This window comes from Pseudomonas sp. IT-P2 (genome assembly GCF_949767575.1).
Classification (GTDB): domain Bacteria; phylum Pseudomonadota; class Gammaproteobacteria; order Pseudomonadales; family Pseudomonadaceae; genus Aquipseudomonas; species Aquipseudomonas pharyngis.
Map to the genome: position 1 here is coordinate 21,007 of NZ_CATKQA010000007.1, position 26,608 is coordinate 47,614.

Annotated in this window: 15 protein-coding genes and 2 pseudogenes; 9 read left to right on the plus strand and 8 right to left on the minus strand. The window is 60.9% G+C overall.

What is annotated here, in order from left to right:
- Positions 1 to 78: 78 nt before the first annotated feature.
- From selO to ACM6JM_RS05100, 5 genes and pseudogenes are all read right to left on the minus strand, one after another.
- The gene (gene selO / locus ACM6JM_RS05080) at positions 79 to 1,542 is read right to left on the minus strand and encodes a protein adenylyltransferase SelO (RefSeq protein WP_074689593.1); all 1,464 of its coding nucleotides are present in this window, start codon (positions 1,540 to 1,542) and stop codon (positions 79 to 81) included.
- A gap of 48 nt (positions 1,543 to 1,590) precedes the next feature.
- Positions 1,591 to 4,944: a mechanosensitive channel MscK gene (mscK, locus tag ACM6JM_RS05085; protein WP_039766495.1), complete on the minus strand. Its 3,354-nt coding sequence runs from the start codon at positions 4,942 to 4,944 to the stop codon at positions 1,591 to 1,593.
- Between the two features lie 34 nt (positions 4,945 to 4,978).
- Positions 4,979 to 6,721 carry a potassium/proton antiporter gene (locus ACM6JM_RS05090; RefSeq protein WP_414881406.1) on the minus strand — a complete coding sequence of 581 codons (1,743 nt, stop codon included), beginning with the start codon at positions 6,719 to 6,721 and terminating at the stop codon, positions 4,979 to 4,981.
- 262 nt (positions 6,722 to 6,983) lie between these two features.
- Positions 6,984 to 7,856, minus strand: coding sequence for a methyl-accepting chemotaxis protein (locus tag ACM6JM_RS05095; protein ID WP_371850982.1), 873 nt, complete (start codon positions 7,854 to 7,856; stop codon positions 6,984 to 6,986).
- Positions 7,839 to 8,678, minus strand: a pseudogene (locus ACM6JM_RS05100) (MCP four helix bundle domain-containing protein); the annotation flags it as partial. The pseudogene ACM6JM_RS05100 and the gene ACM6JM_RS05095, both read right to left, overlap by 18 nt.
- 210 nt (positions 8,679 to 8,888) lie before the next feature.
- Between ACM6JM_RS05100 and ACM6JM_RS05105 the strand changes: the two are divergent.
- From ACM6JM_RS05105 to ACM6JM_RS05115, 3 genes are all read left to right on the plus strand, one after another.
- A complete protein-coding gene (locus tag ACM6JM_RS05105) occupies positions 8,889 to 9,119 on the plus strand; it encodes a hypothetical protein (RefSeq protein ID WP_007952320.1) in 231 nt (76 codons plus the stop codon).
- Positions 9,116 to 9,418: a cell division protein ZapA gene (locus ACM6JM_RS05110; RefSeq protein WP_039766503.1), complete on the plus strand. Its 303-nt coding sequence runs from the start codon at positions 9,116 to 9,118 to the stop codon at positions 9,416 to 9,418. The genes ACM6JM_RS05105 and ACM6JM_RS05110 overlap by 4 nt, the downstream gene beginning before the upstream one ends.
- Positions 9,419 to 9,517: 99 nt before the next feature.
- Complete coding sequence (locus ACM6JM_RS05115; RefSeq protein ID WP_414881407.1) at positions 9,518 to 11,455, plus strand: methyl-accepting chemotaxis protein; 1,938 nt, start codon at positions 9,518 to 9,520, stop codon at positions 11,453 to 11,455.
- A 144-nt stretch (positions 11,456 to 11,599) separates the two neighbouring features.
- On the opposite strand, the gene ACM6JM_RS05120 is transcribed toward ACM6JM_RS05115, so the two are convergent.
- Both ACM6JM_RS05120 and putA read right to left on the minus strand, forming a co-directional pair.
- Positions 11,600 to 13,402: an acyl-CoA dehydrogenase gene (locus ACM6JM_RS05120; protein WP_074689596.1), complete on the minus strand. Its 1,803-nt coding sequence runs from the start codon at positions 13,400 to 13,402 to the stop codon at positions 11,600 to 11,602.
- A gap of 284 nt (positions 13,403 to 13,686) precedes the next feature.
- Positions 13,687 to 17,640 (minus strand): trifunctional transcriptional regulator/proline dehydrogenase/L-glutamate gamma-semialdehyde dehydrogenase, encoded by a 3,954-nt coding sequence (gene putA / locus ACM6JM_RS05125; RefSeq protein ID WP_039766511.1) that lies wholly within the window; start codon positions 17,638 to 17,640, stop codon positions 13,687 to 13,689.
- Between the two features lie 456 nt (positions 17,641 to 18,096).
- On the opposite strand from putA, the gene putP reads away from it, so the two are divergent.
- The 6 genes and pseudogenes from putP to ACM6JM_RS05155 all read left to right on the plus strand — a co-directional run bounded on the left by putP (position 18,097) and on the right by ACM6JM_RS05155 (position 25,739).
- Positions 18,097 to 19,581 carry a sodium/proline symporter PutP gene (gene putP, locus ACM6JM_RS05130; RefSeq protein WP_210709984.1) on the plus strand — a complete coding sequence of 495 codons (1,485 nt, stop codon included), beginning with the start codon at positions 18,097 to 18,099 and terminating at the stop codon, positions 19,579 to 19,581.
- Between the two features lie 228 nt (positions 19,582 to 19,809).
- Positions 19,810 to 21,816 (plus strand): annotated as a pseudogene (locus ACM6JM_RS05135) (type VI secretion system tip protein VgrG); the annotation flags it as partial.
- A 1,052-nt stretch (positions 21,817 to 22,868) separates the two neighbouring features.
- A complete protein-coding gene (locus ACM6JM_RS05140) occupies positions 22,869 to 23,258 on the plus strand; it encodes a hypothetical protein (protein WP_074689598.1) in 390 nt (129 codons plus the stop codon).
- Between the two features lie 6 nt (positions 23,259 to 23,264).
- Positions 23,265 to 24,008 carry a DUF4123 domain-containing protein gene (locus tag ACM6JM_RS05145; RefSeq protein ID WP_371855304.1) on the plus strand — a complete coding sequence of 248 codons (744 nt, stop codon included), beginning with the start codon at positions 23,265 to 23,267 and terminating at the stop codon, positions 24,006 to 24,008.
- A gap of 331 nt (positions 24,009 to 24,339) precedes the next feature.
- Positions 24,340 to 24,660 (plus strand): hypothetical protein, encoded by a 321-nt coding sequence (locus ACM6JM_RS05150; RefSeq protein WP_074689599.1) that lies wholly within the window; start codon positions 24,340 to 24,342, stop codon positions 24,658 to 24,660.
- A gap of 239 nt (positions 24,661 to 24,899) precedes the next feature.
- On the plus strand, positions 24,900 to 25,739 hold the full coding sequence (locus ACM6JM_RS05155; protein WP_074689600.1) for a 23S rRNA (adenine(2030)-N(6))-methyltransferase RlmJ: 840 nt from the start codon (positions 24,900 to 24,902) through the stop codon (positions 25,737 to 25,739).
- A gap of 158 nt (positions 25,740 to 25,897) precedes the next feature.
- On the opposite strand, the gene msrA is transcribed toward ACM6JM_RS05155, so the two are convergent.
- Entirely contained in the window at positions 25,898 to 26,563 is a 666-nt protein-coding gene (gene msrA / locus ACM6JM_RS05160; RefSeq protein WP_414881408.1) for a peptide-methionine (S)-S-oxide reductase MsrA, read from the minus strand.
- Positions 26,564 to 26,608: the final 45 nt, after the last annotated feature.

The following is a 26,608-nucleotide window of genomic DNA, read 5'->3' on the forward strand; positions in this document are numbered from 1 at the left end:
GCTTTTTCAGGCGGCGCTGTCATCTAGCAGGTTGCCTGACGGGAGGGTGCACGGCTCCAAGACAGGAGACCGTGCGCTTCATGAGGAACAACTGATCTCCAAATGCTTGCCCCACTCCGGCGGCCGTTGCGCGTAACTCTCCATTCCAGACTGTTCCTCGAATGGATTGCTCAACACCGCATGCAATCTGCGCACTTCTGAATAGTCACCCTGCTCGGCAGCATCAATCGCCTTCTGCGCCAGATAGTTGCGCAGGATGTACAGCGGATTCACCGCATGCATGCGCGCACGGCGCTGTTCCTGATCGGCCGCGCCATCGCGTGCGACGCGGGCGACATAGCGCTCGCCCCAGGCATCGAAACCCTTGATATCGACGAAGTCATCGCGCAGGCGGGCGACGGCCTGTTCGGCTGACTCTTCGCCCAGGCGGCGGAAGAACAGCGTGTAATCGACGCCGCTGTTCTGCATCAGTTGCAGCAGTTGTTCCAACAGTTGCTGGTCGTCGTCCTCGGCGGTGGTGAAGCCGAAGCGGCGGCGCATCAGGTCGAGGTAATGGGCCTGGAACAGTGGCAGGTACAGGCCGAGGGTTTCGCGCAGGGCTTCAACGCTGATGAACGGCGTCAGGGCCTGGGCCAGGGCGCTGAGGTTCCATTGGCCGACCGGCACCTGATTGCTGAAGGAGTAGCGGCCCTGATCGTCGGAGTGGTTGCAGATGAAGTTCGCGTCGAAATCGTCGAGGAAGGCGAACGGGCCGAAGTCGAAGGTGATGCCGAGTATCGACATGTTGTCGGTGTTCATCACCCCGTGGCAGAAACCGTAGGCCTGCCACTTGGCGATCAGTTCGGCGTTGCGCTCGACGATTTCGCGGAACATCGCCAGATAAGGTTCCGGCTGTTCCAGACACTCGGGGTAGTGCATCGCCAACACGTGTTCGCCGAGTTGCTTCTGCTGTTCGGGGCGCTTGGTGTAATAGAAGTATTCGAAGTGGCCGAAACGGATGTGGCTCGGCGCCAGGCGCAGCACCATCGCGGCGCGCTCCTGTTTCTCACGCCAGACCGGGGTGTCGGAACCGATCACACAGGCGGCGCGTGAAGACGGGATGTTCAGCGCATGCAGCGCTTCGGAGGCGAGAAACTCGCGGATCGACGAACGCAGCACCGCGCGACCGTCGCCCATGCGCGAAAACGGTGTCTGCCCGGCGCCCTTCAGATGCAAGTCCCAGTGCTCGCCGGCTGCGTTGTAGACCTCGCCCAGCAACAGTCCGCGCCCATCGCCCAGTTGCGGGGTGTAGCCGCCGAACTGATGTCCGGAATAGACCATCGCCCGTGGCTCGGCATCGGCCCACAGCTTGTGGCCGCCGAACAGTTCGGCAAATTCCTGTGTGTCGGCCACCGCCGGGTCGAGATCCAGCAGCGCCAGGGCCGCAGGGCTGGCCACCACCAGCCGAGGATTGTCGATCGGTTCGGGCAGCACATGGGCCGAGAACGCATCGCCCAGGCGGGCGAAGCGGTTGTCGAAGGTCAGTTCGTCGAGGGCTTTCAAGGACCGGCTCCAGCAGAATGTCCGAGCATTCTGCTGGGATTAGCCGGGTTAGTCGAGTTTGGCCGGCGGCGGTTCCTGCAACGGTTTCTGGTCGTCGCTGACCGGCACGATGGTTTTGGTTTCCGGCTCGATCGGCACCATCTTGTATTCCTGGCCGTGCAGGTTCTTCAGGTAAACCTCCATCTGGCGGAACGAGATGTTGATGTGCTGCTTCTTGAACTCGCGGTTGATGAAGCGGTTGACCTCATCGAGCACCGGGTTGCGGTCGCCGAGATCACGCACATGCATGCGCAGTTCGTGGTCGAGGGTGCTTTCGCCGAAGTTGAGGAAGTACACATGCGGCTCGGGTTCCTTGAGCACGCGCGGGTTTTCCCGGGCGGCCTTGAGCAGCAGTTCCTTGACCAGATCCAGATCCGAACCGTAATCGACGCCCAGTTTCAGGGTCACCCGGGTGATGGTGTCGGTCAGCGACCAGTTGATCAGTTGCCCGGTAATGAACGTCTTGTTCGGGACAATGATGTCCTTGCGGTCGAAGTCGGTGATGGTCGTGGCGCGGATGCGGATCTTGCTCACCGTACCCGAGAGGTTGCCGATGGTGATGGTGTCGCCGATCCGCACCGGGCGTTCGAACAGAATCATGATGCCTGAGATGAAGTTCGCGAAGATCTCCTGCATGCCGAAACCGAGGCCCACCGACAGCGCGGCCACCAGCCATTGCAACTTGTCCCAGCTGACGCCGAGGGTCGACAGGGTCGAGACGAAACCGACCCCGGCGATCACGTACGACAGCAGCGTGGTCGTCGCGTAGGCACTGCCCTGGGCCAGATTGAGTTTCGACAGTACGAACACTTCAAGCAGGCCCGGCAAGTTGCGGGCGAGGGCAAAGGTGATGCCGATGATGATCAGCGCGCCGAGCATGTCGCCGATGCTGATCGGCACCATGCTCATATTGGCGCCGGTGCCGCTGGTGTATTCGTAGAGGGTGATGTTGTCGAGGTACGAAAACACCGTGATCAGGTCGGCCCAGACCCAGTACAGCGCGGCGATGAAACCGCCGAGCAGTGCGAGGCGGATCAGGCGCAGGGACTGTTCGTTGACCTTTTCGATGTCCAGGGTCGGTTCTTCGATCACCGCTTCGCCGTCGCCGGCTTCCTTGGCTGCCTGACGTTTGGCCAGGGCGCGCTGGTAAGCCAGACGACGTGCCGCGACCGCAAGGCCACGGACGAAGGTGGCTTCGATCACCAGCCAGAACATCAGCAGGTACAACGTGTTGATCAGGCGGTCGCTGAGCTTCAGCGCGGTGTAGTAGTAGCCGAAGCACACGGCGACGAACAGCGCGATGGGCAGCAGGGTGAACATCACGCCCACGGCCTTGCGGAACAGCGAGGCGTTTTCGTGGGTCGGGCTGCTGATCAGCAAGCGGCTGAGCAGCCACGCCATCAGCGCATAGCAGGTCAGCACCACCGGCATGCCCAGCACATCGTCGGCCAGTGCCGCCGGTTGCAGTTCGGCAACCGCCACCACCGCCACCAACGCCATGACCACCAGTCCGAGGCGACGCACCCAGCCTTGCAGGAATTCGACCTGCGGCTTCTCCCAGCGGAAGTGCAATTCGGCCACGCCACCCGGCGCGAGGATCCGATAGGCGGTGTAGAACACCAGCCACGCCTGGGCCATTTGCAGCAGCGCCGCGCCCATGTTCGCGTTCTGCCCGCGGGCGTCGATCTGCAACGCCAGCCCGCACAGGGCCAGGCCCAGCGCCACCGGCATCGCCAGCAGAATATTGATCAGGATCGCCTGCGGCGTGTGCCACTGGCTGTCACGCTTGAAGTGGCCGATGTCCTGGTGAACCTTGTTCAGGCGCGAATAGAGTTGCTTGCGCCGCCACAGCAGCGCGCCGATCAGCAGCGCCAGCGGCAGGAACAACAGCGGTCGCTGGGTCAGGCCGTCGGTCAGTTCGCTGAGGCTTGAGGCCAGCGGCAAGGTGTCGATCTGACGCTTCAGGCGCTCCGGCACGCCGCGCATCCATTCGGTGTCCAGCGGCTTGTTGCTCGGAATCCAGAACATCTGCTCGTCGAGGGTCGCGCGCAGGCTTTGCGCGGTGCTCAGCAGTTGCTTCTGGTTCAGTTGCAGGGTGATCGACTCGTTGAGCATCGCGCTCAGTTCGCGACTCAGTCGTTCCAGCAGATCGACGCGGGTGTTGGCCAGCTCCAGCAGACTTTTGCGCAGTTGTGGCGTGACTTGCTCCGGCGGCTGGGTGGACAGCAGGTTGTCGACGTACGTCGCCGGATTGCTCAGCTGTTCGCGCTGTTGGTTGATTTCGAACTGGTACAGGCGAATGTCGGCGATCTGGTCCGCCAGATCGCGGTCGACCTTGAGGCGCGGCAGCGCTTGCTTCTGCTTATAGAGAATCTTCGACAGCAGCAGGCTGCCCTTGAGCACGTTGATCTGCTCGTCGAGGGCCGAGTCGCTCTGGGTCACGCTGTCCAGTTGTTGCTTGGTCTGCAGGTTCTGCTGGGTCAGTTCGTTGAGACGGTCGGTGCTTTTGAGCAGGTAGTCGGAGAGCTTGAGGTTGGCCGCGCTTTCCGTGGCGAGCAGGGCGCTGCTGCCGGACTTTTGGGCCTCGATCGACTGCTGCGTCACGGTTTCCTGCGACAGGGTCAAGCGCTTCTGGTTGATCAGGGTTTGCAGTTCCTGGATCTCGCGGTCCAGACGGTCGGATTTTTCCGAAAGCAGGTCATGCTGACTGTTGCCCAGATCCTGCAACTGGTTGTTGCCGGCCAGTTCCTGACGGCGCAGCGGGATCAGCGCGTTCAAGGCGGCCAGTTCGGCGTTGAGCAGGTCGCGCTGCTCGGCGCTGACGGTTTTGCCGGCGTCCTTGCCGGTCTTGAGGATGTTATTGATCTGCTGGATGCGCGTCTGGCTGCTGGAAATCTCGGCCTGGGCACGCTCGGGACGGGTCTGGGCGGTGATGATCAGGCTATTGGCGTCGGCCAGGGCTTTTTGCAGATCGCTTTGCTGGGTCGAGCGCTCGGTGAGCATCTGCTCCAGCTGCTGGATGTTTTCCTTGGGGAAGCGCTGCGCCACCGGCACCACGGCGCTGGCCTTGAGGCGGGTCAGTTCGCGCGAATTCTCGATGGTCTGCTTCGGCGCAGTGGCCAGTTGCTGCTTGAGGTCGATCAGCTTCTGCTCGTAGTCACGCCGGTTGTTGAGCTGGTTCAGCGTGTTTTGCAGGACTGTCTGCAGGGCCTTCTTGTCGGCTTCGGGCAGTTTGCTGTCGGTGAGCTTGTCCAGGCTGGCCTGCACGGCGTCGCTGGACGGTGGTTCGGCGGCTTGCAGCGGGCCGACGGAAAGACTCAGGCCCAGCAGGGCCGCGAGGAAAAAGGAGCGCAGGGTAGGCATAGAGACCGGTCAAGCAAGTGAGAGTGGACGCAGTTTAGAGGAAGAGTCCGGGGCCCGGGCGACTTCCTTCGGGGAATCTGACGCCCACTTTGGCGATCTTGTTCCCGTCCATGACCGCAACCGTCCAGTGGGTGTTGTTCCATTCCACCTGGTCGCCAACGATCGGTGCACCGCCGACTTTCTGGGCAATGAAGTGGCCCAGGGTCATGTCCGGATCGATGCCTTCGGCGGGCAAGCCGTACAGGGCGGCAACCGCTTTGAGCTGGGCGTCTCCTTCGAGTACGAAGTCGCCGAAGAAGCGCAGATCGAGGCCGCGTTGCGGCGCCTGGCTGAACAGTTTTCCGAGGGCCGGAAGGTTGTGTTCATGGCCGATAACACACAGCAAATCATCGACTTCCAGCACCGTACTACCCGACGGATGGAGCAGTTGCTGACCGCGAAACAGCGCAGCGATACGGGTGCCTTCGGGCATTTTCAGTTCGCGCAGGGGCGAACCGATGCACCATTTTTCCGCGCCGAGTTTGTAAACGAACAGTTCCCACTCGCTGGTGACGTGCACTTCGAGCGCCGCGCGGGAGATCGGCGCCGGCTCTGGCGGCACCGTCACCTTGAGCAGCTTGGCGACCCACGGCAGGCTCGTGCCCTGCACCAGCAGCGACACCAGCACGATAAAGAAGGCGAGGTTGAAGTACAGCTGCGCATTCGGCAGCCCGGCCATCAGCGGGAACACCGCCAGAATGATCGGTACCGCGCCACGCAGGCCGACCCAGGAAATGAAGGCCTTTTCGCGGCCATGAAAGGCCTTGAACGGCAGCAGCCCGACCAGCACCGACAGCGGCCGTGCGAACAGGATCATCCACAGCGCCAGACCCAGCGCCGGCACGGCGATCGGCAGCAAATCATGCGGAGTGACCAGCAAACCCAGCACCAGGAACATGCCGATCTGCGCCAGCCACGCCATGCCGTCGAGCATGTGCAGGATGCCGTGGCGGCTGCGCACCGGGCGGTTGCCGATCACCAGACCGCACAGGTACACGGCGAGGAAGCCGCTGCCGTGCAGGGCGTTGGTCAGGGCGAACACCACCAGACCGCCGGCGATCACCAAGATTGGATACAGACCGGCCGCCAGATTGATCCGGTTGACCAGTTGCAGCATCAGCCAGCCACCGCCCAGGCCGATCACCCCACCGATGCCGAACTCGCGGATCAGGTGGGTCAACAGGCTCCAGTGCAGGCCGGTCTGGCCGCTGGCGAGCATGTCGATCAGGGTCACGGTGAGGAACACCGCCATCGGGTCGTTGCTGCCGGATTCGATTTCCAGGCTGGCGGTCACCCGTTCGTTCAGGCCCTTGCCACCGAGCAGCGAGAACACCGCCGCGGCGTCCGTGGAACCGACGATGGCGCCGATCAGCAGGCCTTGAATCAGATTGAGGTCGAACAGCCAGGCGGCGGCCATGCCGGTGAGGCCGGTGGTAATAAGGACGCCGACCGTCGCCAGCGACAAGGCCGGCCACAGGGCCACGCGGAAACTCGACACCCGGGTGCGCAAGCCACCGTCGAGCAGGATCACTGCCAGTGCGAGGTTGCCGACCAGATAGGCCGTCGGGTAGTTATCGAAAATGATGCCGCCGCCATCGACCCCGGCAGTCATGCCGACCGCGAGGATGATCACCAGAATCGGGATGCCGAGACGGGAAGACAGGGAGCTGACAAGAATACTTGCGCCTACCAGCAACGCGCCGATCAAGAACAGGCTGTTGATGGTCGTCGCATTCAAAGGCAGTACTCCAGAAGCGGAAAGACGGGCACAAACTGACCATGCAGTCTGCGTGCCAGCGATTCTAACCTGTTGAAATGTGATGCTGTCAAAAAGCTTTTGCACCAGAGGAGGCGATCGTTCCCACGCTCCGCGTGGGAACGCCTCAATGGACGCTCTGCGTCCGCTTTTGGGACGCGGAGCGTCCCGGGCTGCATTCCCACGCGGAGCGTGGGAACGATCAACCTCTCGATGTGAGAATGATCAAAAGGGGGCTTCTATCTCAGAGGCTAAACCGCCCAACCATATTGTTCAGATCCAGCGCCAGGCGCGACAGCTCGTTACTCGCCGCACTGGTCTGATTCGCTCCGGTCGCCGATTGCACCGACAGATCGCGGATGTTCACCAGATTGCGATCCACTTCCCGCGCCACTTGCGCCTGCTCTTCAGCGGCGCTGGCGATCACCAGGTTGCGCTCGTTGATTTCGACGATGGCCGTGTTGATGGTGTCCAGCGACAGACCGGCGCCACGGGCGATGTTCAGGGTCGACTCTGCACGCTCGGTGCTGTTGCGCATCGAATCCACGGCGTGTTCGGTGCCGCTCTGGATGCTGCCGATCATGCGCTCGATTTCGCTGGTCGATTGCTGAGTGCGGTGCGCCAGTGCACGGACTTCGTCAGCCACCACGGCAAAACCACGACCGGCTTCACCGGCACGGGCGGCTTCGATGGCGGCGTTGAGCGCGAGCAGGTTGGTCTGGTCAGCCAGGCCACGGATCACGTCCAGCACCTTGCCGATGTCGCGGGATTCGTTGGCCAGATCGCCGATCAGGGTGGCGGTGCTCTGCACGTCGGCGCTCATGCGTTCGATGGCGCTGACGGTTTCCTGCACCAGATCACGACCGTCGCCGGCGGAGGTGGTGGCGTTCTTCGAGGCTTCCGAGGTGCTGACCGCGTTGCGCGCGACTTCTTCCACGGCGCTGGTCATCTCGTTGACCGCGGTGGCAGCCTGTTCGATTTCGTTGTTCTGCTGGGTCAGCCCACGGGCGCTTTCGTCGGTGACGCTGTTCAGCTCTTCGGCGGCGGAGGCCAGTTGCGTGGCCGAGCCTGAAATCCGCTGCAGCGTGTCGCGCAGCTTCGACTGCATCTTGGCCATGGCCGCCAGCAGGCGTCCGGCTTCGTCGGTGCCATCCACGTGTATTGGCTGGGTCAGGTTGCCCTCGGCGATGGTTTCCGCTGCATCCAGCGCCTTGGCGATAGGCTTGGTGATGCTGCTGGTCAACAGCCAGGCGAACAGCAAGGTCAGGCCGGTGGCAATCACCAACAGGGTCACCACCAGATTGAACGACATCGAATACTGATCAGTGGCGCCCTGATTGGTCTCGGCGATCTGTTGGGTGTTGATCTCCAGCAAACGCGCGAGGGCGGTATTCACCGCTTCGGAGTTGGCGAGCAAATCGGTGTTGAGCATCTGTCGCAGTTCGTCGACCTGATTGTTGCGCGACAGGGTTTTCATGCGGTCTTCGAGTTGACGGTACTGCGCCAGCAACTGCACGTACTGATCGTAAGCGGCGCGTTCTTGCGGGCCATCGATCAGCGGCTCGTAGGCGCGTTGCGCGTCGGCGATCTGCCGGTTGCGCAAATCGAACAGTTCGATGGTTTTTTGCTGGACGTCTGGCTCTCGGTTGATCAGCAACCGATACGACAGCACGCGCAGGCGCAGGGTCAACTGGGTGAATTCGTCGAGGGCCTTGATCGAAGGCACGCTGGCGGTGGCGATGTCTTCGCCTGCTGCGCGGATCTTGCTCATCTGATTCAGGGCGAACACGCCGAGAATCAGCATCAGGCCGCCGATCAGGGCGAAACCGGTGAACGCCCGGGGGGCGATGTTCATATTGCGAAGGGACATGGAGGCGGATACCAGGGAAGGGCCGCATCCGTGCGGGCTGAGACTGCTGTTGGGTGACTTATCGGTCATACGACTAAAGTCTTGAGGCGGTGTGCGTATTTGTCGCACGGGGCGTCGGGCGACGAAGTGCAGGAACCAGATCGGCAGATCACAGTCTCTAACACTCGCAAGAACGGTCGGCCGCCAGGAAAATCAAGGCCTTGCGCCGGTTTAACCCTGGCGTCAACGATGACTTTTCTTTATCGTACGCGCCCTTTGAAAAAGCCCTGGAAGATCAAAATGTTGGAAGCATCCCTCAGCCAATTGGAACAGCTCGTCAGCGACCTGGTGCAACAGAACCAGACCCTGTCGGAAACCAACCAGACCCTGTCCACGGAACTGGCCCAGGCCAAGGATGAAAACGAAAGCCTGCAACTGAGCCTGATGGAACAGGAAGAAAAGCACGGCGCTACCGCCGCGCGCATCCAGGCCCTGGTTGATCGCGTCAACGCAGGTCCTGTCAGCGCATGAACCACGGCACAGCAGGGGTAAAAGTCATCTCCATCATGGGGGAGGACTATTCGATCAAGGCACCGGCCGGGGAAGAACAGACCCTGCTGGACGCTGCGTTGATGCTCAAGGCCGCACTGGCCGACACCAAGAAGAAATACCCGACCCTGATCGGCGACCGCCTGCTGGTGCTGGCGGCGATGAATCTGTGCTCGCAGCAGATTGAAATGAAGAAGCAGCACCAGCAGGAACTCGAGCGTTACCAAGAGCAAGTCAGCGCCACGGTCGAGACCATCGCCAAGACCATCAATCAGGGTTGATGGGTTGCGCACAACCAAAGAATAAGATTGTCGATTGCGCTGTATACAATCGGCACGGCTGTTGCAGTGTTTCAGCCTCTTATTCTTTGGGGGTGCTCCATGCAGTTCTGGCGTCGCAGTATTCAATGGCAGCTGATCCTCGGTATGGGCACCGCCCTGCTGGTCAGCATTCTGATCGTGGTTGGCATTTATACCCTGGTGGTCAACCGCCTCGCCCAGAGCTATCTGGTCGAACAGGCGCTGCCGTCGAGCATCGAAGCGACGCGCAACGACATCGAACGAATCCTCGTTCAACCCCTCACCGCTGCTAAAGACATCGCCAGTAACACCATGGTCCGCGACTGGCTGGCCAACGGTGAAGACTCCGGCAAAACGGCAGGCTTTGCGCAGTATCTGGAAGGCATCCGCGCCGAACACAAGGCGTTCACTGCGCTGATCATCGGTACTGAATCCAATCACTACATCACCGAAAAAGGCCTGGATCGCACCCTCAGTCGATCCAAGCCGGCCGATGCGTGGTTTTACTCTTTCCTCGACAGTAATCAGCAGCGAACCCTGAACATCGACAACGACGGGGCCACCGGAGAGCTGGCGCTGTTTATCGATTTGAAAGTGCAGCAGGCCGGCAAAGTGGTCGGTGTCGCGGGGCTCGGGCTGAGCATGAAAGAGCTGTCGGAGCTGATCCACAACTTCAGCTTCGGGGAGCGCGGCAAGGTCTATCTCGTGCGTTCCGACGGCTTGATCCAGGTCCATCCCGAGGCGCAGTTCAGCGGCAAGCGCACCTTGAGCGAGCAGATCGGCACCTCGGCAGCACAAGCAGTCATGGGCCATAAAGCGGCGAGCAACAGCAGCTTCCAGCGCGACGGCGAAGATTTCCTCGCCTTCAGCCTGCCTTTGCGCGACCTCGGCTGGACCCTGGTGGCCGAAGTGCCGCAGTCGCAGATCTACGCCGAAGCCCGCCGGGCGATGTGGATGAGCAGCGCCATCGGCCTGGTGGTGGCGCTGGTTTGCCTGGCGCTGGTGATCTGGCTGGCTCAGGGGTTGGTCCGACCGATTCGTCGGGTAACAGCTGCACTGGTAGCAATCGGTAGCGGTGGTGGAGATTTGACTCACCGGTTAGATTCCAGCCGTGCCGATGAACTGGGCGACCTCGCCCGGGGCTTCAACCGTTTCCTCGACAGCCAGCGCGGGATGATCGGCGAAGTGCTGACCACCAGCGAACGTCTGCGCATTGCCGTCGGCCAGGTGGCCAGGGTTGTGGATAACACCGCCGAACGCTCCGGTCGCCAGCAGGAAATGACCGACATGGTCGCCACTGCCGTCCACGAAATGGGCCTGACCGTGCAGGAGATCGCGCAGAACGCTGGCAACGCCGCGCTCGCCTCGCAAACCGCCCGCGATGAAGCGCTGCAGGCGCGGGAAGTGGTCGGCGGTTCGATTCGCCATATCGAAAGCATGTCCGATGAAATTGGCGTCGCGGCCGGCGCGGTGGGTGAGCTGGCGCACCAGGTGGCGTCGATCGATCAGGTGCTGGCGGTGATTCGCGGGGTGTCCGAGCAGACCAATCTGCTGGCGCTGAACGCGGCGATTGAAGCGGCGCGGGCCGGGGACATGGGGCGTGGTTTTGCAGTGGTGGCCGACGAGGTGCGGACATTGGCGCGCCGGACTCAGGCGTCTACCGACGAAATTCAGCAGATGATCGGCAGCCTCAAGCAGGGGGCGGAGAATGCGGTGTCGTCGATGCGCACCGGGCAGGCCGCGACGGGCACCGGAGTCGAATCGAGCCAGCGTACCGGGGCGTCTTTGACTGCGATTACCGGGCAGGTCGAGCGCATCAGCGACATGAACCATCAGGTGGCGACGGCGACTGAGGAACAGTCGGCGGTGACCGAGGAGATCAACCGCAACGTGCAGGGTATTTCCGATCTGGCCCGGGCGACGGCGGGGGAGGTCCGCGCCTGTCGTGAGGATTGTCAGATGTTGCAGCGGCTGGCGGATGATCTGGCGCGGCAGATGGGTGGGTTCAAGTTGAGCTGACTGATCGTTCCCTGTCGAGGCACCGATCGTTCCCATGCTCCGCGGGGGAATGCCTCCTGTGACGCTCTGCGTCACGATCTCAAAGGGACGCGGAGCGTCCCGGGCTGCATTCCCACGCAGAGCGTGGGAACGATCATTAAGAGGTCAGAACCACGCATCCTGCATTGCCAGACACGTATCATCCCGCGCCTCCAGCAACGCCAGTTCATGCTGGCACCCCGGCACTTCCCACGTCAGAAAATAACGCGCCGCCTGCAACTTGCCCTTATAGAAGTCGGCATCCGCCGCATTCCCTTTGGCCAACCCTTCCTCGGCGCGAATCGCCTGCTCCAGCCAGCGCCAGCCAATCACTGCATGCCCGAACACCTTCAGGTACAACGCCGAGTTCGCCAGACTGCTGTTGACCTTGCCCTGTGCCAGATCGGTCAGCAGACCGATGGTCACCGTCTGTAGGCGCGCCACCAGTTTCTCCAGCGGCTCACGCAGTGCGGTCAACGATTCGTACGCCACCGCGCGCTCGGCGGTGTCGGCAATCAGGCGAATCAGCTGCTTGAGCCCGGCACCACCGTTCTGCGCCAGTTTGCGTCCCAGCAAGTCCAGCGACTGAATGCCGTGGGTGCCTTCGTGGATCGGGTTCAAACGGTTGTCGCGGTAGTACTGCTCCACCGGGTATTCGCGGGTGTAACCGTGGCCGCCGAGAATCTGGATCGCCAGTTCGTTGGCCTTGAGGCAGAACTCGGAGGGCCAGGATTTGACGATCGGTGTCAGCAAATCCAGCAGTTCATGGGCCTGTTTGCGCTCGGTCTCGGTTTCCAGCGTGGTGGTGTCATCGAACAATCGCGCCGCATACAGGCCTAGATCGAACGCACCTTCGACGTAGGATTTCTGCGTCAGCAGCATGCGTCTGACATCGGCGTGCTGAATGATCGCCACCGGCGCCGTCGTCGGATCCTTGCTGTCAGGCACACGGCCTTGTGGCCGTTCGCGAGCGTATTCCAGCGAGTACAGATAACCGGCATAACCAAGCATCACCGCGCCCATGCCGACGCCAATCCGCGCCTCGTTCATCATCTGGAACATGTAGCTCAAACCGTGATGCGGCTTGCCCACCAGATAGCCGACGCACTCGCCGTTATCGCCGAAGTTCAGCGCCGTTGACGTGGTGCCGCGCCAGCCCATCTTGTGGAACAGCCCGGCCAGCAACACGTCATTACGTTTGCCCAGACTGCCGTCATCGTTGACCAGAAACTTCGGCACGATAAACAGCGAAATGCCTTTCACCCCGGCCGGTGCGTCCGGCAGTTTGGCCAGCACCATGTGCACGATGTTTTCCGAGAGCGGGTGATCGCCGCCGGAAATGAAGATCTTGTTGCCCTTGAGGCGATAAGTGCCGTCGGACGCAGGCTCGGCGCGGGTACGAATATCCGACAGCGACGAGCCGGCGTGGGGCTCGGTCAGGGCCATGGTGCCGAAGAAGCGGCCGTCGATCATCGGTTGCAGGAAGCGCTGTTTCTGCTCTTCGGTGCCGAAGCTTTCGATCAGGTTGGCCGCGCCCATGGTCAGGAACGGATAGGAAGTCGACGCCGCGTTGGCCGATTGAAAGTGGGCAAAGCAGGCCTGGGACAACAGTGTAGGAAGTTGCATGCCGCCAGCGTCGAAACTGCGCGCCGCGTTGAGGAATCCGGCCTCGAGGAAGGCATCCACCGCCGGTTTCACCTCGGGAATAAGAATCGCCTGACCGTTCTCGTAGCGCGGTTCGTTCTCGTCGCCCTTGCGGTTGTGCGGCGCGAAGTACTTCTCGGCAATGTTGCGTGCCGTGCCGATGGCGGCATCGAAGGTTTCGCGATTGTGCTCGGCAAACCGCTCGCGCCGGGTCAGGCCCTCGGCATCGAGGACTTCGTACAGCTCGAAAGCCAGATTGCGGGAACTGAGCAGCGTCTCGGACATGGCGGCCTACCTTTTTTTGGAATGGGCCGAGTCTAGGCGTGCGAATAAAGCCTGAACAGGAAGATTGATAACGGTGATGGAGAGGCCAAAAAAATGGGCGCCGGTGAGGGCGCCCATTTTTATGTTGCTGACGGAGTGTTGATCGTTCCCACGCTCTGCGTGGGAATGCAGCCCCGGATGCTCCGCGTCCCATCGGTGCCAGGCTTGAAATCGGCAGCGTGGCTGGAACGCGGAGCGTCCCTTGAGGCATTCCCACGCGGAGCGTGGGAACGATCTCGCGAGAGTCAGCCGATGGTCATCAGGCTGGCGTTACCGCCTGCTGCCGCGGTGTTGACGCTCAACGCGCGCTCGATCACCAGACGCTCCAGCGCAATGTTGGTCTCGCCCTGGGACAGACCCTGAACCCCAACGATGGCTCCGGCACGCTTGGCGATCTGCTGGCAGACCGCGCGCAACTGGTCGGAATGGCCGTGATGCAGAACCGCATCGAACACCACGTCGTCCTTGTTCCAGTCGGAAACCAGTTTGATCCGCGCCTGAATTTCCTTCGGCAGGCGTGCGAACAATGCCTTGCTGGTGTCGGATTCCGGCCAGACCGCCGAACCGCCTACAGCCAGTACCGCCGCGAGTTGGGTCAGCAGATCACCTTCGATGTCCGCCAGGCACAGCACGTGCTCGCGCGGCAGGATCGCGTAGCTGTTCTTCTCGCCGGTCGGGCCGGCCAGTACGCGGGTGATACCGCTTTGCGACTGCGCTGCGTACTGCACGCACAGAGTGCTCAGATCGGCGAACTTGTTGCTGTCGGCCCAGGCTTTCAGGGCGGTCAGCGGTTTGCTCATGGCGTCGCGCAGACGAACGTCCGGCGCCACGGCAGCATCACCGCGAGCGAAGGACTGTTCGATGGCATCGGTAGGACGCGTCGACAGCAGACGGTACAGGTACAGCGGGCCACCGGCTTTCGGGCCCGTACCCGACAAGCCTTCACCACCGAACGGCTGGACGCCGACCACCGCACCCACAATGTTGCGGTTGACGTAGACGTTACCGGCGTTGACGTTGTCGATCACCTTGGCGATGGTCTCGTCGATGCGGGTGTGCACGCCGAGGGTCAGGCCGTAACCGGAGGCGTTGATCTGGGCGATCAACTGGTCGATCTCTTTACGCTTGTAGCGCACCACGTGCAGCACCGGGCCGAAGATCTCGCGTTGCAGTTCGTCGAAGCTTTCCAGCTCGATCAGGGTCGGCATGACGAAGGTGCCGCGTTTGACTTCCTCCGTGTCGGCGATGGCCACCTGGTACACGTTGCGACCTTTGTCGCGCATGCCCTGGATGTGCTTCTCGATGCCGGCCTTGGCTTCGGCGTCGATCACCGGGCCGATGTCCACGGACAGACGCTCCGGGTTGCCGAGACGGCTTTCAGCCATCGCGCCTTTGAGCATTTCGATGACGCGATCGGCGGAATCTTCCTGCAAGCACAGGACGCGCAGGGCCGAGCAACGCTGACCGGCGCTGTCGAAGGCCGACGACACCACGTCAATCACCACCTGTTCGGTCAGTGCCGAAGAGTCGACGATCATCGCGTTCTGGCCACCGGTTTCGGCGATCAGCGGGATTGGACGGCCCTGGTTGTCGAGGCGACCGGCGATGTTGCGTTGCAGCAGACGGGCGACTTCAGTGGAGCCGGTGAACATCACGCCTTTGACGCGCTCATCGCCCACCAGACCGGCGCCGACGGTTTCACCGCGACCCGGCAGCAGTTGCAGCACGCCTTCCGGAATCCCGGCTTCGAGCAGCAGGCGCACGGCTTGTGCGGCGACCAGCGGAGTCTGTTCGGCCGGTTTGGCCAGCACCGGGTTACCGGCGGCCAGTGCGGCGGCAACCTGACCGCTGAAGATCGCCAGCGGGAAGTTCCACGGGCTGATGCACACCACCGGGCCCAGTGGGCGGTGGGCGTCGTTGCTGAAATCGTTGCGTGCCTGCACCGCGTAATAACGCAGGAAGTCGACCGCTTCGCGGACTTCGGCGATGGCGTTGGCGAAGGTCTTGCCGGCTTCGCGGGCCAGCAGGCCCATCAGCGGCTGGATCTCGCCTTCCATCAGGTCAGCGGCACGTTCCAGAATCGCGGCACGTTCGGCCGGCGGGGTGGCCTGCCAGATCGGTGCGGCGTTGAGGGCGCATTGAATGGCGTTGTCGACGTCTTCGACGGTGGCTTCCTGCACGTGACCGACCACGTCACGCAGATCGGACGGGTTCAGCACCGGTGCCGGCGCTTCGTTGCTGGAGGCGCAACCGAGCATCGGCGCGGCTTTCCAGTTGTTGTGCGCAGTGGCCAGTAGGGCGCAGGACAGTGAGGCCAGACGATGTTCGTTGGCCATGTCGATGCCGGCGGAGTTGGCGCGCTCGGAACCATACAGGTCACGCGGCAGCGGAATGCGCGGGTGCGGCAGGCCGAAACCACCTTCCACGGTTGCCATCTGCTCGATCTGCGCAACTGGATCGGCCACCAGTTCCTGAATCGAAATCGACTGGTCGGCGATGCGGTTGACGAACGAAGTGTTGGCGCCGTTTTCCAGCAGGCGACGTACGAGGTACGCCAGCAGGGTTTCGTGGGTGCCGACCGGAGCGTACACACGGCACGGACGGTTCAGCTTGCCTTCGGAAACTTTGCCTACAACCTGCTCGTACAACGGTTCGCCCATGCCGTGCAGGCATTGGAATTCGTACTGGCCCGGGTAATAGTTCTGACCGGCAATGTGATAAATCGCCGACAGGGTGTGGGCGTTGTGCGTAGCGAACTGCGGGTAGATGACTTCCGGCACCGACAGCAGTTTACGGGCGCAGGCGATGTAGGAAACGTCGGTGTACACCTTGCGGGTGTAGACCGGATAGCCTTCCAGGCCTTCGACCTGGGCACGCTTGATTTCGCTGTCCCAGTACGCGCCTTTCACCAGGCGGATCATCAGGCGATGACGGCTGCGGCGAGCGAGGTCGATCACGTAGTCGATCACGTACGGGCAGCGCTTCTGGTAAGCCTGGATCACGAAACCGATGCCGTTCCAGCCGGTCAGTTGCGGCTCGAAGCACAGGCGCTCGAGCAGATCCAGCGACAGCTCCAGGCGGTCAGCTTCTTCGGCGTCGATGTTCAGGCCGATGTCGTATTGCTTGGCCAGCAGTGTCAGCGACAGCAGGCGCGGGTACAGCTCGTCCATCACGCGCTCGTACTGGGCACGGCTATAACGCGGGTGCAGGGCCGACAGTTTGATCGAAATGCCCGGGCCTTCATAAATCCCACGGCCGTGGGACGCTTTGCCGATCGAGTGAATGGCTTGTTCGTACGAGGCCAGGTACTTCTGGGCGTCGTGTTCGGTCAGCGCCGCTTCACCAAGCATGTCGTAGGAATAACGGAAGCCCTTGGCTTCGAACTTGCTCGCATTGGCCAGGGCCTCGGCGATGGTTTCGCCGGTGACGAACTGCTCGCCCATCAGGCGCATGGCCATGTCGACGCCCTTGCGGATCATCGGCTCGCCGCTCTTGCCGATGATGCGGCTCAGGGACGAAGTCAGGCCGGCTTCGTTGTGGGTGGATACCAGTTTGCCGGTCAGCAGCAGGCCCCAGGTCGCAGCGTTGACGAACAGCGACGGGCTGTTGCCCAAGTGCGGCTGCCAGTTGCCGGTGCTGATCTTGTCGCGGATCAGCGCATCGCGAGTGCCTTTGTCCGGGATCCGCAGCAGCGCTTCGGCCAGGCACATCAGCGCCACGCCTTCCTGGGACGACAGGGAAAATTCCTGCAGCAGGCCTTGAACAATGCCTGCACGACCGCCGGCACTCTTCTGGTTACGCAGTTTTTCCGCGATGGTCGCGGCGAGTTTGTTGGTGGCTTCGGCCATCGGCGCCGGCAGGCGCGCCTGCTCGATCAGCATCGGCACCACTTCCGGCTCGGGGCGACGGTAAGCGGCGGTGATCGAGGCGCGCAGCACCGATTGCGGCAGGATGCTTTCAGCAAATTCGAGGAAGCATTGGTGAGCGTGATCGGTGTGGACTTCACCTGCGTCGTCGGTGTCCTTGGCGGACAAACCGTTCAGCTCGGTCAGGGTTGCACCACCCTCGAGTTTTTCCAGGTAATTGAAAATTGCCTGCTTGATCAACCAGTGCGGTGTGCGATCAATCGAGGTTGCGGCGGCCTTCAGGCGCTCGCGGGTCGGGTCGTCAAGTTTGACCCCAAGGGTGGTGGTAGCCATATTTTTATCCTCATAGGTGCCGCAGTTGCGCGACAACAGCTGGCGGCAAGATTAGCCGCGAGCCGAAACAGGTGCAACCGGGTGCAACCCTTTTTTGTCGGAATATTCTGCAGCTCGTCAGGAAATAATTTCTGGTACGAAAGTGCTGCTCTTGCTTGGTGCTTTTGCTTATAGAAAAGCGTTGTCACTGCGTTAAAAGGGAGCAAAAAGCCACTTCCGTAGGATAAATCCGACTGGGTGCAACTAATTCTCAAGAAACTGGTTGCACCTGTTTTGCTTTGTTGCATAGGATTCGCGCCCAAGGTGCAACCGGGGAAACCCGACGCACCGGCCAATGGCTTTCCTGGGGAAACATTGGTCATAAATGCGCGGCCGTGCGAATCGTCTGTCAGGCATCAGTCTGCAAACGGTGCAACCGCCGCCGCTACATAAAAACAAAGCCAGGGCACGTACGTAATGAGCGCAAGCAATCCAACCCTGATCACGTTCGTGATCTACATCGCAGCAATGGTGCTGATCGGCTTCATGGCCTATCGCTCCACCAACAACCTTTCTGACTACATTCTGGGTGGCCGCAGCCTGGGCAGCGTGGTAACGGCATTGTCCGCCGGCGCTTCCGACATGAGCGGCTGGTTGCTGATGGGCCTGCCGGGCGCCATCTACATGTCCGGCCTGTCCGAAAGCTGGATCGCCATCGGCCTGATCGTCGGTGCCTACCTGAACTGGCTGTTCGTCGCCGGCCGTCTGCGTGTTCAAACCGAGCACAACGGCGATGCGCTGACCCTGCCGGACTACTTCTCCAGCCGTTTCGAAGACAAAAGCGGTCTGCTGCGCATCATTTCGGCGGTGGTGATTCTGGTGTTCTTCACCATTTATTGCGCTTCCGGCATCGTGGCCGGTGCCCGCCTGTTCGAAAGCACCTTCGGTATGTCCTACGAGACCGCGTTGTGGGCCGGTGCTGCGGCGACGATTGCCTACACCTTCGTCGGCGGTTTCCTCGCGGTGAGCTGGACCGATACCGTACAAGCCACCCTGATGATCTTCGCCCTGCTGCTGACGCCGATCATCGTGCTGCTGGCTACCGGCGGCGTCGACACCACGTTCCTGGCCATCGAAGCACAGGACCCGAGCAACTTCGACATGCTCAAAGGCACCACTTTCATCGGCATCATCTCGCTGATGGGTTGGGGTCTGGGCTACTTCGGCCAGCCGCACATCCTGGCGCGCTTCATGGCTGCTGATTCGGTGAAATCGATCGCCAACGCCCGTCGCATCTCCATGACCTGGATGATCCTGTGCCTGGGCGGCACCGTGGCCGTGGGCTTCTTCGGTATCGCCTACTTCTCGGCGCACCCGGAAGTCGCGGGTCCAGTGACCGAGAACCACGAGCGTGTGTTCATCGAACTGGCGAAGCTTCTGTTCAACCCGTGGATCGCCGGTGTACTGCTGTCGGCCATTCTGGCTGCCGTGATGAGCACCCTGAGCTGCCAGTTGCTGGTGTGCTCGAGCGCCCTGACCGAAGACTTCTACAAGGCTTTCCTGCGCAAAAACGCTTCCCAGGTTGAGCTGGTCTGGGTCGGTCGTGCCATGGTGTTGCTGGTTGCACTGATCGCCATCGCGATGGCCGCCAACCCGGATAACCGTGTGCTGGGTCTGGTGTCCTACGCCTGGGCCGGTTTCGGTGCAGCGTTCGGTCCTGTGGTGCTGATCTCGGTGATCTGGAAGAAGATGACCCGTGACGGCGCTCTGGCCGGCATCCTGGTCGGCGCGATCACCGTGATCGTGTGGAAGCATTTCGAGCTGCTGGGTCTGTACGAAATCATCCCGGGCTTCATCTTCGCAAGCCTGGCGATCTACTTCGTCAGCCTGATGGGCCAGCCGAGCGCCGGCATGGTTCAGCGCTTTGAAGCGGCCGAGAAGGACTTCCATTTGAACAAGTGATGGGAATGAGCTGAGGCTCACAAGAAAACGGCCCGCTTCCTGCCAGGAAGCGGGCCGTTTTTTATTGCCTGCGATTTTTCCGAAGGAAAAGTCTGTAGTCGAATGCGCCGATTCTTGAAGGGGAGATCGAAGTTTCAAGTAGGGAAAATCTGATTTTTCAGTCACCCAACCTGCATCCCTTGCCCCTCATGCAGAATCGCCCGCCCTCAATCTGCAGAGAGACATCGGATGTTCGCGCCTGCCAATCAACCGCGTTTCACGTTGACCGTCGAAGGCGCCCAGTTTGACCTCAAAGTCCTTGAGTTCACGGGCAAGGAAGCCATCAGCCAACCCTTCCGCTTCGATCTGGAGCTGGTCAGTGAACGGCCGGATCTGGATCTGGAAAACCTGCTGCACTGTCAGGCTTTTCTGAGTTTTGATGAAGACGGTTCCGGTATCCACGGTCAGATCTATCGGGTTGGGCAGGGGGATTCCGGCAAGCGTCTGACCCGCTATCACGTCAGTCTTGTTCCGCGTCTGGCCTATCTGGGTCACCGGATCAATCAGCGGATCTTCCAGCACCAAAGCGTGCCGCAGATCGTGACGCAGATCCTCAAGGATCACGCGATCCTGCGCGATGCCTTCGAATTTCGCCTCGGCAGCGATTACCCGCCCCGAGAATACTGTGTGCAGTACGCCGAGAGCGATCTGGCGTTCATCCAGCGCCTGTGTGCCGAAGTGGGCATTCATTTCCATTTTCAGCACAGCCCGGACGGGCATTTGTTGGTGTTCGGCGACGATCAAACGGTGTTCCCGCGTCTGGCCGAGCCGACGCTGTACCTGCCGGGCAGCGGCATGGCTGCGGCGGCACCGGCGATCAAGCGCTTCACCGTTCGGGTGGAAACCCGCACCAGCGTGGTCACCCGACGTGACTACGACTTCAGCAAACCTCGGCTGGCGCTGCAAAGTCGCGCCGAAAGCGAACAGCGCCCGGTGCTGGAGGATTACCACTTTCCCGGCCAGTTCACCGAGCGCGAAACCGGCAAGCAACTGGCCCAGCGCACCCTTGAGCGGCATGTCGCCGACTATCGTCAGGCCGAGGGCCGCAGCGATCAATCCGCTCTCGTCAGTGGACATTTCCTGCAACTGACCGAGCATCCGCGTCAGGATCTGAATGACCTCTGGCTGCTGACTGCGATCGAGCACCGTGGCCGACAGCCGCAAGTGCTGGAGGAATCGGTCACCAGCGACGGTGATGAATTCCAGGGTTACCGTAATACCTTTCTCGCCACGCCGTGGGACGTGTTCTTCCGCCCGCCGATGGGCCCGGAAAAACCACGGATGCTCGGCTATCAACCGGCCGTGGTCACCGGCCCGAAAGACAGTGAAATCCATTGCGACGAGTATGGCCGGGTCAAGGTGCAACTGGCCTGGGATCGCGACGGTGAGCTCAATGAGCATTCCAGCTGCTGGCTGCGGGTCGCCAGCGGCTGGGCCCACGACCGTTATGGCAGCGTGCTGATACCGCGGGTCGGCATGGAAGTGCTGGTGGGGTTCATCGATTCCGATGCCGACAAACCGCTGGTCATGGGTTGCCTGCCGAACGCAGCGACGCCGGTGCCGCTGGATCTGCCGGCCGACAAGACCCGCAGTATTTTCCGCAGTCAGAGCAGTCCCGGCGGCGGGGGCTACAACGAATTACGCATCGAGGATCGCAAAGGCGCCGAGGAAATCTACCTGCGGGCCCAGCGAAACTGGACGCAGCATGTGTTGAATGATCAACAGGTGCAGGTGGATAACCAGCGCAGCGTTGTCGTCACCGGCCTCGCCAAACACGAGCTGAAAGCCGATGAGCAGCGCATCACCCACGGCCAGCGCCAGACCGAGGTGAGGCAGGACGACCACCTTACGGTGGCCGGCGACCGGCACATCCGCGTGAGCAATCAGGCGATCAACGCCAGTGCTCAATTCCACGTCAGCGCCGGCCAGCAAGTGGTGATCGACGGCGGGGCGAGCGCGACGATTCAGGCGGGCGGGCAGTGGATCAACATCGGCCCCGGCGGGATCTTCAGCAGCGTGCCGATCGTTGTGGGTGGTGCGCCGATGGCGGCGATGAGTGCGGCGCCGACGGTGCCGGGGTTGCCGGAAAAACTGGCGGCAGCCCCGGCTGCGATTCTGACTGCCGCGCAAATCATGAGCCTTAAAGGTGATGCGCCGTTCTGCGAAGAATGCGAGCGCTGCAAGGACGGTGTGTGCCCAACTCCGACTCTGCCCCCGAGTAGCTTGACCGACTCCCCAAAGCCCTCGGCCCGGCCGACGCCTTCCGGCGTTGAGCCGGGCTTTCATATTGTTGAACAGGGAATGTCTCGGGCAGCGCTTGAATCAACGTTGTTCCCGCAGCCGGATCCTGCCGTGCTGGATAAATTCCGCAGTCTTAATCCACAACTCACGCAATACGCAAAACCCGGTCAACTTATTGTCCTGAGTGATCCACGTAATACGCAGTGCACGCGCGAAGAAGCGTTGTTGATGGAGGCGGCGCAGAAGGTTGATGCGGCGCTGACGCCAATGAGTGATGCGGAGGCTGAGTTTATGGTTCGACATCACGGTGAGATTCAGTCGTTTTTATCTCAGGGTTCGACGGCCGTGGGGATCGGCTCGGCGATGTTCAGTAATCATCTGGACAATCTTGGCAAGACGCTGGCAGAGCTGGAGATACTGCATAAGCAAACCTTTGATAAACACGGAAAGCTTCAGGGCGCTGATTTCTTTTCCAAGCGCAAAAAGTTGATGGCGCAGCTGGATGGCAGTCTTAGCCCGCTAGTGCGTAAAACGGCTGGTTTGCCCGATCATCCAAACCTGAAAAAAACGTTGGGTATTTCCAGCCGGAGTCTCGTTCACCATTGGAGCAAGGCTGGTATTGCGGGTGAGATTCCCGGATACGCAACGCATATTCAAGGCGTAAGTAAGGCCAGCAAGGTGATCAAGTTAGGTGGTTGGGTTGGGGTTGGTCTGGGGGCGACGGCTTCGGGGTTAAAGGTCAGGGAGACTTGCCGGCTAGGTACGGAGGAAGCTTGCAGGAAAGTGAAGTTCACCGAGACGGCGAAATTTGCCGGTGCATTTGGGGGAAGCCTCGGTGGTGGTATCGCGGGCTCTCTTGTATGCGTTGGCATTGGCCTGGGTACTGCAGGAACAGGTGGGGTGCTTTGCTCATTGGTTCTGGTCGGGGCTGGAACTTTTGGAGGGGGAGTGGGTGGCGAGATTTTGGGTGAAAAGGTTGGTGAGGTCATTTATGAGGGAGTCGGCACATGACGAAGGCTGATGAAATCTGGTTCGTTTTGACTTTTGGCGGAGTGTTCTTTGGTCTTGCTTTCATATCTGTTGTCGGTCAGGTCTATCTGGCTCTATTCAGAAAGGAGGCGATTTTTCGTTTTCTCAGTAATTCGCAAGGCGTGTCAGTGCGTAAGCCTCTGAGTGGTGGGGTTTTGGGTGCTTATTTCATGTTGGCGTGCATAGGCTCGTACCTGCTCCTGCCATCCCGGGCAATCAAGGGGGGGGCTTTGGATGGGAGTGACTTACTGAATTTTCCGAAGGGTTTGTTGCGTTTGATTCGCTTTGTGTATTTATCGGCATTTGGAAGTTTCGTAGTGATGGTTGTTTTTTTATTGGTTACGAACTTTATGGGGTGGATTGAATGAAATTGAATGACTGGCAGTTATAGGTTTATGAGAGACGATTCTGTTAGAAATTGGCTTCAAACCCACCCCCTTGACAGTGCTGAACAACTCTTCGCCATCTTCTGCAATGCGAGCATCGCCGAGCCGTTCAAAGTTTGGCAACGCTCGAAGTTTGCGTCGGCACCTAGCCCTGTTTGGGCGGATACGATCTATACCGAGTGGGATGCGGTGATGCCCTACGTGGGAATCGTCGACGCGGGCAGTGAGTTTCTGGATTGGGTGGCGACCACGGAGTCTCGCGACTGGGGTTGGCTGGCGGTTTCTTCGGCGGGGCTTGAGGCGGTGGTCGAGCACTTTCGCAGTTTGACCCAGGTGCTGATGCCGGACGGGAAAGCGGTGTTCTTCCGCTTTTGGGATGGGCGGTTTTTGTTGCCGATCCTTGAGTCGTCCGAGGTGGATGCCGGGCAATTGCTGCCGGTTCTCACGCGAGGCTTGATCAACGGTCAGGCCGTCGAGATCGGGGGCAGGGCGCGGGTCTCGGGTCGGGAGTTTCCCTGGTGGTCGGTGCCGGAAAAGCTGCTGGCGCAATTCGGTAGTGATGCCCGAATCAACAATGCCTTGCAGTGGTTGAGCGAGGAACAACCGGCGTTGTTCGAGGCGCTTCCCGCCGATGTCTTGCGCTGCAAGGTTGTCAGGTTTTTTGCGGTTTCAGCGTCGGACGAATCGTCGGCTTCGGCATTGCTGGACTACTTGCGGGACGAGTCAGAGTGAAATTTCCGGGCAAAGGCTTCGGACGTTTCCTGCGAGTTGCGGCGGTTTGCGTGAACTGGTGGGCGAGGTGGTGCGGGGATAGTCTTTGGTTGTCTCCGCAAGTGTGGAGACAGGGCGTAGGAGCCCTGATTTCAGAGCAGTGCATAAGCGTCGTTGCCCGATTTGCGGCAGTCTTCGCTCGACCGTAAGATCTTTTGCGGCGGTTATGCGCGGGCACGCTTCGGCGTGGCTGAGTGCTCTGGTCTCAGTCCTCCTACCCCGCGCATGGCTGCCACCCAATCCTGTAGGAGGGAAACGGTGTGCGCCTCTTTCACTACCAGAGGATTAAACAATGAGCACGCTTCATCCAGATCCACCCTACGAACCCTTCATTCCTCACCCCGACAACCGCCTCATGGCGCTGACCAGCAACTGTAACGACATGCCCACCCTGTTCATCGACACCCACGCCCCGCTCGACATCCTGATGGACGCCGCCAACTACCGCATCCGCGCCGTGATTCAGGTCTTGGAAAACATGTGCATGCGCGGCTCGGTCGAGTGCGACTCAGTCATCCTGAGCGACTTCGCCCAGCTCTGCGTGATTCCGCTGCGTGACGGCTGTGATGTCTTGGATGTGATTGGCAAACGCCTACACGCCATACCGTCCTGACTCGATCGTTCCCACGTCGAGGCGTCAAACCGTCTACGTGGGAATGCCTCCAGGGATGCACCGCGTTCCAGGCGTCCACCGCAATTGTGGCTGATACCCCATGGACGCGGAGCGTCACGGGCTGCATTCCCACGCAGAGCGTGGGAACGATCATTAGTGCAGCGGCACGCCACTCAGCTGCGAGCCCCTGACTTGCCGCCCGGTAAAAGGTAAACTTCACGGCCCTCGCAGGAGCAGCCATGAATTATCGTCACGCCTTCCATGCCGGCAATCACGCCGATGTGTTCAAACACCTGACCTTGACCCGCCTCATCGCCCTGATGTCGCGCAAGGAGCAGCCGTTTGCCTATCTCGACAGCCACGCCGGCATCGGTCTGTATGACCTGCAGGGCGATCAGGCCAACCGTACCGGCGAGTACCTGGAAGGCATCGCGCGGTTGTGGGATCAGCCGGATCTGCCGGCGCTGACTGCCGACTACATGAAAGTGCTGCACGAGATGAACCCGGATGGCCAGTTGCGTTATTACCCGGGCTCGCCGGAGCTGGCGCGGCGTCTGACTCGTTCCCAGGATCGGGTGATGCTCAACGAGAAGCACCCCGAAGACGGCGTGCTGCTCAAGGACAACATGGCCGGTGATCGTCGGGTCAAAGTGCATCTGGGCGAGGGCTGGCATGTCGCCCGGGCGATGTTGCCGGTGCAGGAGAAACGCGCGGTGATGCTGATTGATCCGCCGTTCGAACAGCTCGATGAAATGCAGCGTTGTGCGGCGTCGATGAAAGAGGCCATCGGCCGGATGCGCCAGACCGTCGCGGCGATCTGGTATCCGGTGAAGGATCAGCGCGCACTGCGTCGTTTCTATCAGGATCTGGCCGGCACCGGTGCGCCGAAGCTGCTGCGGGTCGAGTTGCTGGTGCATCCACTGGATACGCCGAACAGCCTGAACGGCTCCGGACTGGCGATTGCCAATCCGCCGTGGGGGCTGGAGGAAGAATTGCGTGAGCTGCTGCCGTGGCTGTCCAGGAAACTTGGGCAGACCCAGGGTGGGTGGCAGATGGACTGGTTGATCGCCGAAAGCTGATCAACCGTCAATGATCGTTCCCACGTCGAGGCGTCGAACCGTCCGCGTGGGAATGCCTCAATGGACGCTCTGCGTCCGCTATTGGGACGCGGAGCGTCCCGGGCTGCATTCCCACGCGGAGCGTGGGAACGATCAGTGGCCGCGATCAGTCGAGGTGGTCAGTTACCCGCCAGACTCGGTGGCATGCAAACGCCCGTGCCGCCAATCCCGCAGTAGCCTTCCGGATTTTTCGCCAGATACTGCTGGTGATAGGCCTCGGCGAAGTAAACGGTCGGCGCCTGTTCAATCTCGGTGCTGATTTCACCCAGACCCGCCTTCGACAATTCCGCCTGATAAACAGCCTTGCTCTTCAACGCCGCATCCAGTTGCTCCGGATGGGTCGCGTAGATCACCGAACGGTACTGGGTGCCGATGTCATTGCCCTGGCGCATGCCCTGCGTCGGGTTGTGCAATTCCCAGAACATCGCCAGCAGCTCTTCGTAGCTGACCTTGGCCTTGTCGAACACCACCAGCACCACTTCAGCATGGCCGGTCAGGCCCGAGCAGACTTCTTCGTAGGTCGGGTTCGGCGTGTAACCGCCGGCGTAACCGACCACGGTGCTGACCACGCCTTCGCGCTGCCAGAAGCGGCGTTCGGCACCCCAGAAGCAGCCCAGCCCGAAGATTGCGAAGTCGACGTCCTGAAAGAACGGGCCCAGCAACGGCGTCTCGGTGAAAACAAAGTGTTTTTCAGGCAGGGTCATCGGGGTTTCGCGGCCAGGCAGAGCTTGTTCTTTAGTCGGTAGCACGTTTTTGTTCACCAGAATTTCCGAGCGCAGAACCATGATCGTTCCTCTCAGTCAGGATGGGATGTCTATAAGCTGACCCAC